This is a genomic window from Aliikangiella marina (genome assembly GCF_007004765.1).
Lineage (GTDB): Bacteria > Pseudomonadota > Gammaproteobacteria > Enterobacterales > Kangiellaceae > Aliikangiella > Aliikangiella marina.
The window spans coordinates 1323832-1332884 of record NZ_VIKR01000001.1 but is presented as its reverse complement, the minus strand read 5'-3'; the positions used below and the strand labels follow the sequence as shown (position 1 = coordinate 1332884).

The 9053-nt window shown below is 35.3% G+C and carries 2 protein-coding genes (1 of these 2 running past the window's edge); both read left to right on the top strand.

Going from position 1 to position 9053, the window contains the following annotated elements; all coding sequences use genetic code 11:
• Window positions 1-115: 115 nt before the first annotated feature.
• The gene (locus tag FLL45_RS05385; RefSeq protein WP_142940950.1) at window positions 116-418 is read left to right on the top strand and encodes a hypothetical protein; all 303 of its coding nucleotides are present in this window, start codon (window positions 116-118) and stop codon (window positions 416-418) included.
• Window positions 419-921: 503 nt separating this feature from the next.
• Window positions 922-9053 carry the 5' portion of a non-ribosomal peptide synthetase gene (locus FLL45_RS05380; RefSeq protein WP_142940949.1) on the top strand. The gene runs 5251 nt beyond the window's last position, so the window shows 8132 of its 13383 coding nt (coding positions 1-8132); it begins with the start codon at window positions 922-924; the stop codon falls past the right edge of the window.

Genomic DNA, 9053 nt, shown 5'->3' with positions numbered 1-9053 from the left:
CTGCGAAGGTGTTATTGTATAAGAGATTTTTTGCTGTATTATAGAGCTGGTACTCTCAAAATATCTCTCAACAGCACGAAATTCTGGGTGATTTTTATACTACTAAGGGGCAAAAATGAGAATATTGTTTTTTTTAGCTATTTTATTATTTATTTCTGGATGTGCAGAGAGTGTTTCACTCGCTAATATCGCGGAATTTAAACCAGTTGGTTTTTGGTACGGTTTGTGGCACGGCATAATACTTCCTGTTGCTTGGATTACTTCTTTATTCTCAGAGAATACCGCTATATATGCCGTGTATAATAATGGCGCTTGGTATGATACTGGTTTTATCCTAGGAATAGGTGTCTCTATTGCTTTAAAAACAGGTGCAGATGGTATTTTTCGACGCTTTATGAAGAAAAAGGCTGAAAGTTAATCTTAAGTTCTCCTTATGAGATAAAGTGTAGGCCAATTAATAATACTCAAGTCTTTCTTGGGCGAACTGTCCAATCGGGGATTTAAGAGAGATAGAGTATTATTGGGCTATCGTCCAGTAATGATTGAACAAAGTACAAGTTATAGTAGCGGTTTAATATCTTTAAACCTATAACCCTGAAAATGTTCCTCGAGTCACAGACAAATGGCTTGAAAACGTAATTGAGGTTTTAATTTAAAGTAGAAGTTAACACTTCTTGTAAGGATTAATCTATTGATCTCACATGTGAGATCAAATTAAAGCAGTAATTTAGTTAACTCGATTAGTAGAAGTTTAGTTTATTTATATATACCTACTTCATTAAATCGGTATATTTTTGACCAAAAGAAAAACTCAATTGAAACAAGTCTGTAACTACAGCCGGTTATGTTACTTTTGACGGTATGGGCCTAAAATACAAATAAAAGCGCAATCTCTTAACGATTGTTTAATAGGTATCTTTAATGGAAACCAGAGAAATTATTACGCTCGTTCGAAAACTTATAAAAGATGGGATATTTTTATATGTAGAAGGGGACGATTTAAAATATCGATCGAAGAAAGGCAATTTCTCAGACCTAGATAAAAAACGCGTTCAAAAAAACAAGGAAGCCATAAAGTCATACCTATTAAATATTGATAATCGTGACTCAAAACCGGTGTTGAAACCTATCGAGTTAGTAAAAGTTAACAGCAATGATTCTGATATCCCACTGTCTTACGCCCAACACCGTCTTTGGTTTGAAGACAAACTTCAAAAGGGAAACACACAGTATAATACTCAGGGAGTGCTTTTCTTTGAAGCTCCGTTTGATAAGGCCGCTTTTGCTAAAGCTTATCATGCGATGTTAGAGAGACATCATGTGTTACGAACTTGTTTTAAGGAAGAAGAGGGTAAACCTAGACAGCATATTGTTAAGCAATATGAACCAGTAATTAAAGAATACGACATAGCCAATTTAGAACAACATGAACTTAATTCTAGATTGCAAAACATTATGCAATCGGATGAAAAAATACCATTCGATTTAGAAAAAGAATTAATGATTCGAATGAATCTTGTGAAGATTCCTAATAAAAATTTTGTCGCTTTTTACACGTTACACCACATTGCGGGCGATGGCTGGTCAGTCTCAATCTTTAAAAATGAGTTTAATATCCTTTATCGCGCTTTTGCTAAAGGTTTGGAATCGCCATTGGCGCCACTTGAATTTCAATATGCAGACTATTCTGCGTGGCAAAAAGACTGGCTTGCAGGTGATAACCTAAAATCTAGTTTGGAATTCTGGAAGTCGTACTTGTTAGATATACCTATCAAACACAATTTGCCATTAGATTATATAAGACCCAACAGAAAGACATTTGACGGTCAGTTTTTTACTCAGCAGCTACCCAAGGATCTCATCAGTCGCATTAGACAAATTTGTAAACAGCAGGACGTTACTTTATTCATGTTTTTACAAACCGCTTTCGCAGTTTTATTGAGCAGAATTAGTAATGAATCCGATATTGTTTTTGGAGCCGCGGTAGCAGGTCGAGAACACCGCAATTTAGAGGAAATGATTGGCCTTTTTCTCAATATTTTAGTGATGCGTACCGATTTAACCACTAATCCAACATTTCAAGAGTTATTGCAAACCAATAAAGTAAATGTGTTAAACGCCTTCGAAAACCAAATGGTCCCATTTGATATGATTGTGGAGGAACTCAATCCAGAGCGTGACCTGAGTTTCAATCCCATTGTACAAATACTATTTGGTGTTCAGAATAATGAAGGCTCTCAATTAGAGTCAATGCAACAACAAGATACCTCTCAGTCCGATGATAGTAGACTCAGCGGAAAAATGAGTACTAGGTTTGATCTCAAGCTAGATGTTTATGAAAATTCGGAAGCATTTTCCTTTACTTGGCTATTCAATATTGCTCTCTTTGCTGAAGACAGCGTTCGACGTTTTGCAAATACGTTCAAAGTACTATTAGAAAGCATCACAGAAAGTTATCAAAATGAAACTGTTTCAGTGTTAAAGGTCGGTGAACTAAATATAATTAGTAATGAGGAGTTAGCATTATTAAATGATTGGAATAGGTCATCCGAATCATGCGAATTAACAGATTGCTTTCATCAGTTATTCGAGGAACAGGTGAATGACAAACCTGATGCTATCGCTGTAATCTATGATAATCAGGAATTTACCTACCAAACTATCAATGAAAGAGCAAATCAGTTAGCGCATTACCTAGAAGAGGTTGGAGTTAACCCAGGGGTTGTTGTTGGTTTAAATATTCAACGTTCTACTGAAATGCTAATTAGTTTACTAGCGATTTTAAAGGTCGGCGCAATCTATTTACCTTTGGATCCAGTTTACCCTCGAGAACGTTTGGCGTATATGCTAAAAGATAGTAATGCCAAATTCCTTTTAACCACTAAGTCGCAAAAAATAAAATTTGACCAAAATCAAATACCAACCATTTGTGTTGATGAAAAGAAATTAACTGCTCGATTTTTAGAATTATCAAAGAATAATCTGATCAAAGAGTATTCTTTTTACTCTCATCATCAAATTGCTTATATCATCTATACGTCTGGTTCTACTGGTAAACCAAAAGGTGTTGCCGTCAATCACCAAAGTTTGGTCGAATTTTTGAAAACGGCAGTTTCTGAATTTATGTTGCCACACATAGATGGAGCTATCGTTAGTTCGCCACTTGTTTTTGATGCAACGATAGGATCGTTATTAGTCCCCTTAATTTGTGGTAAGTTTGTTGAATTGCTTCCAGAAGAAGATTTGGTTCTTGATCATTTGGCAGATTGTTTATGCGATGACGAAAATAACTATTTATTTAAGTTAACACCGTCTCATCTTGAAGCGATGATGTCTAAGGGGTATATCAAAAAAAATGAAAATGCTCATCACGTTATTGTAGTAGCTGGAGAAGCGTTATCAAAGGAAACCATTCAGCTCTGGCATTCCGAATTCTTACCAAGTTCTCTATTTATCAATGAATACGGACCGACTGAAACCACGGTTGGCGCGACAATTTATCCTTTGGACGAATCGAAATACCGTACTATAAAAACAAACATAGTTCCAATTGGTGAAAAATTAGGGGACACGCAACTATATGTACTCAATCAATCATATGTTCGTCAAAGTATAGGCTGTATCGGAGAGTTATATATTGCCGGTAAAGGGGTTGCAACAGGGTATTACAAAAAGCCTGTTTTAACGGCCGAACGTTTTATACCCAATCCATTTACTTCAGAAAAGGGGAGTCGGTTATACAAGACGGGTGATTTAGTAAGGTTTAATTCTCAAGGCTTGCTTGAGTTTTATGGTCGTATCGATCACCAAATAAAAATCCGAGGTTTTAGAATTGAATTAAGCGAAATAGAGAGTTGTCTTTTAAATTTACATAATGTTGTTGATGCTGCCGTAAAAATATTTAATCCTCATTCTAGTAAAGCTCAAATTATCGCTTATGTGGTAAGTAAAGTTTCAGATGAGCATTCAGAGAAAGAATTAATTGATAAATATAAAACACAGCTCCAACAATCACTGCCGAGTTATATGATTCCTGCTGGCTTTGTTATAATGGATAAATTACCATTAACTACAAACGGAAAACTCGATGTTGAAGCCCTACCTTTACACAGCGAATATGGTATATCAAAAAACTATTACATTAAGCCTAGAAATAATTTCGAGTCGAGCCTAAGTCAAATTTGGTCAGATTTATTGGACGTAGAGCAAATCGGAATTAACGATAATTTTTTCGACCTAGGCGGACACTCTTTATTGGCAACACGACTTGTTAGTGCGATAAGAACCAAACATCAAATAGAAGTACCTCTCAAAAACGTATTTGAAAATCCTGTTTTAGCTGATTTTGCGAATTCGCTTACGCAAAAAAGAGACTTGAATAATCTCCCTGATATTGAACCCCAGGATAGAAGCAAAAAAATTGAGTTATCTTATGCGCAGCGTCGACTTTGGTTTATTGACCAATTAGATAGCTTTAAGACCGAATATAACGTAGCAGGCTACTTCCCGCTCGTCGATGAGTTTAACAAAGCTATTTTTCGAAACGTCTTGAATACTATTGTGCAACGACATGAAGTCTTGAGGACTAATTACGTCAGTTCGGGTAAAAATGTATATCAAAAAATCAATAAAAAGCCAGATATAACAATAGAATGCCAAGATTTTAGCGGGCTAAAAGATAAAGAAAAATTACATAGTTTTAAATCCTATTATCAAAAAATGTCGCTTGTAGAATTCCAATTAGAATCGGATCTGCTGATTAAAGTAAGCAATGTGAAACTAAGCGAAAATGAAAATATAGTTGTTTATGTCGTTCATCATATCGCTTGTGATGGATGGTCAATTAAAATTTTAGAAAATGAATTTAATGAACTTTATTCAGCATTTATTGCTGGTTTAGCGAGCCCCTTGATGCCCCTTCCAATTCAATATGCAGATTACAGCATGTGGCAGCATCGATGTTTTGAGGCAAAGAGTTTAAGTCGTCAACTTAATTATTGGAAATGCGCGCTAAAGAATATCCCACAATTACACAGTCTTCCTATAGATCGTGAGCGTAAAGTTAATGCTCCTACCAAAGGAATGGTATTTCATAAGGCGATTGATTCTAAAAATACACTCGGTATAAATAAGTTTTGTAATCGACATCAAGTTACTCAATTTATGTTTTTCTATACGGTTTTCAGCTTATTATTATCTCGAGTGAGCCTTGAAAGTGATGTAGTTGTTGGGACACCGGTGTCTGGTAGAAATCATTCAAAACTTGAGGATCTAATTGGCTTTTTTGTCAACACCCTAGTTTTGCGAAACCAATTAGATTTAAATGTCTCATTCACTCAATGTTTAAACGAATCAAAAGAAATAGTTCTTCAAGCGTTTAATAACCAAGATATTCCATTTGATATGCTAGTTGAAGAGCTGAATCCTCAGAGAACATTAACTCATAATCCACTTGTTCAAGTCCAGTTTTCGTTTGAAAGTAAAGTCAAGAATAGTAAAATTAACCATTTATCTTTTGATAAGAATCAATCTAATAAGAGTTTTGAAGAGATATTGTCAATCGGGAGTAAATCCCAAGTCTTTAACAATGTTAAAGATGAACTCTATTTGAACGTTAAAGAGGTAAATAGCAGTATTGTTTTATCATGGGTTTATGACGGCAACTTGTTTTCTGACGCTACCATTACAAATTTAGCTCACTGCTATGAAGTGTTGATTGATAGCGTAATAGCAAATCCACATCTAAAGCTTTATCAATTTGATTTAATGTCGGAGCAAAAAAGACGCTTACTCTTCAAAGAATATAAGACCTTAAACAGTAAAATTGGTCTGCCAAATAAAACAAATGAAAGAGTGAATGATTTTTTCTGTTATTTTGACCAAGTTGCAAGCGAATCGCCAAATAAACTAGCGATCGAAATGAATAGTGTCCAAATTACCTATGGAGGATTAAATCAAAGAGTACTAGAAATCGCTAGCTATTTAGCTGTGCTTAATATAAATTATGAGCAACCGGTTGCAGTATGTGTTGAAAGAGGAAGCGATTTAATTGCGGCTGTGTTCGCGATTTTAAAATTAGGCGCTGCATATGTACCAATTGATCCTAAACTACCAAAAGCAAAAATTTCTGAAATCCTGCAGTGTTCAAATAGCCAATATGTTTTCACTCAGACTATAAGCTCCAAAGAACTCGTTGATTTTCCAATACCTACATTACCGCTGGACTCGATAAAGCGTAGAAACAAACCGCTAGAACTAGAAAAAATCAAGCTAGTGTCAGATAAAATTCATCCCGAATTTTTAGCTTATGTCATGTTTACTTCCGGATCGTCTGGTCAAGCAAAAGGGGTCCAAGTCACACGAAAAGCTTTGCTTAACTACATTTCACATTGTAAGGACGAATACTTTAATCAATCAATTGATGGTTCTTGCGTAGCTAGCTCGGTCAGTTTTGACGCGACTATCACGAGTCTCCTAGCACCACTGTTCTGCGGTAAGTTTGTGAAATTAACTTCTGAAGAAAACGAACTCGAAGAGTTAACCGCTGCTATTTTTAATGACCAACAGAATCTATTGTTTAAACTTACGCCAACTCATTTGAAAACTATTAGAATTAATGCAGAACCTAAAGCTGGCAAACAGAGACACTATTTTATAGTAGGTGGAGAACAGTTCAATACCAGGCTATTAACCAAGTGGAAACAAGAAGTTCTGCCTAATAGCATATTTATTAATGAGTATGGACCCACAGAGACCTGCGTAGGAGTAAGTACCAATGTAATTACTAAGAATACTCAAACTAATGAAAGTCGAAGCGCGGTATCAATCGGAAGTAGTATTGAGAATGTTGAACTATTTCTATGTGATCCAGAACAAAAGCTTGTTCCTTTGGGGTTTCCTGGGGAAGTTGTTATAAGTGGTAACAGTGTAGCACGAGGTTATTTAGGACAGCCAGCTGCAACTGCGAAGAAATTTATTCCAAATGTATTTTCCGAAATTGGTGATAGGCTATATCGTAGTGGTGATTTGGCTAGATATATTATAAACGATAATGGAATACCAATCAGTTTAGAGTACATTGGTCGTATAGACGAGCAGGTTAAAATACACGGAGCGCGAGTCGAGCTTAACGAAATTGAGCGAGCAGTCAGTAATTCAGAGGCTGTAAAAAACTGTGTAGTCACGACTTTTCTAAACGAACATAATATCGCTCAGCTAGTAGCTTATATTCAACTAGATAATCCATCTAGAGAAAAAGAAAGAAATGGTGAACAATCAATTATAGCTAAAATTAAAACCGATTTACGAGACTACTTACCAGATTATTTAATACCTCAGTACTATCAATTCGTAGACAATTTTGAACTGACAACTAATGGTAAGCTTGACCGGAAGAAGCTACCGAAATTTGAAACCACAACTAATATTTATATTGCGCCAACAAACGAACATCAAAGAGAATTATGTAGTATTTGGCAAGAGTTGCTAGAGCAAGAAAGAATAAGCATTGAGGATAACTTTTTCAAGTTAGGAGGACATTCGCTCTTAGCCGCTAAACTCGTTGGCGAGATAAACCACAAATTTAAACTTTCAGTAACGATAAGACAAATTTTCGAAAGTCCTACTGTAGCAGAACTATCTGATATAATAAAATCAAGTGAAACCTTAAACTCTAAATCTGTAAATATAAAAAGAATAAGTAGAGAAGATAAGCTTAAAGGTGTGCCGTTATCCTACTCGCAACAAAGACTGTGGTTTATTGACCAGCTAGAGTTGGGCAGTGTCCAGTATAACATTACAGAAGGAATATTGTTTGAAGAGAATATTTGTTTAAAACGGTTAACTAAAGCCTTGAATACTGTTGTCGAACATCATGATATTCTAAAAACCGTTTATTCCTATCGAGACGGAAGCCCTATACAACTATTGCTACCTAAAGTTAATCTCAATATAAAAAAATATGATTATTCTGGATTAGAGACGCTCCAGAAAGTTAATGAAGTTAAAAGGCTTTATATAAAAGACAAGAACAAGCCATTTAATCTTGAAACTGACTTACAATTTAGAACGAGTTTAGTAAAGCTATCGGAGAATAGATATCTATTGCTTTATACATTGCATCATATTGCATGTGATGCTTGGTCCTTAAAATTGATTAAGCAATCAATAATTGAAAGTTATCAAAAACCTGAGCTAACTAGTAATACTTACGGCGAAGAAAAAGACCTAAAATATAGTGACTATGCCGTCTGGCAGCGTGAATGGTTAAATTCTCATCAGATAAAAGACGGTTTAGCCTACTGGAAAGCACAGTTAAATGAATTGCCGCAAACCCATAATCTAAATTTAGATAGAATTCGACCGAAAAATCGTCAATATAAAGGTCGCTATGTACGTAGCGTTATAGAAAGTGAGCAAGCTGCACTCATAGAAAGCTTCTGTCAAGAGCAGGAAGTAACCTTATTTATGTTTTTACATGCTGTGTTGTCACAGTTAATTTTGCAATGTTCAGAAGGCTCGACTGTAGCAATAGGTAGTTCGATTTCTGGGAGAGAAGTCAAAGCGCTAAATAACGTGGTCGGTTTCTTCATTAATGATATTGTAATTAAACATTCGATTAATAATAAAGAAAGTTTCTTAGAGCATTTAAATCGTTGTAAAAGGACGATTTTAGATGCATTTACTTTTCAGTATATACCTTTTGATATGCTCGTAGAGGAAGTCAATCCGAATAGAAATCTCAATTATAACCCTTTGTTCCAAATTAAGCTCGATGTAAGCAGCAAGGAGAAAGAAGAGGAGACTTCCAGTTTTAGCAAAGATTTAGAAGGGTTTCATGAAATTAGTGAGCAGCTAGAGCATTTTGTTAAGCATGATATATATGTAGATGTCCAAAAAAACGATAAAGGTTTAGAAATCTTGTGGCGTTATGATACAGCAATCTTTGATTTTGAAACGATCCATAACTATTCGGATATGTTTAAAAATTTAGTCCTAGAAACTTGTAAACAGCCAAAGCAAGTGATAAGGGATATCAATCTGCTCGGTGAAAA

Excerpts from the sequence above, each read along its gene's own strand:
- FLL45_RS05385 (WP_142940950.1), top strand. The coding sequence starts at position 116 with ATGAGAATATTGTTTTTTTTAGCTATTTTATTATTTATTTCTGGATGT.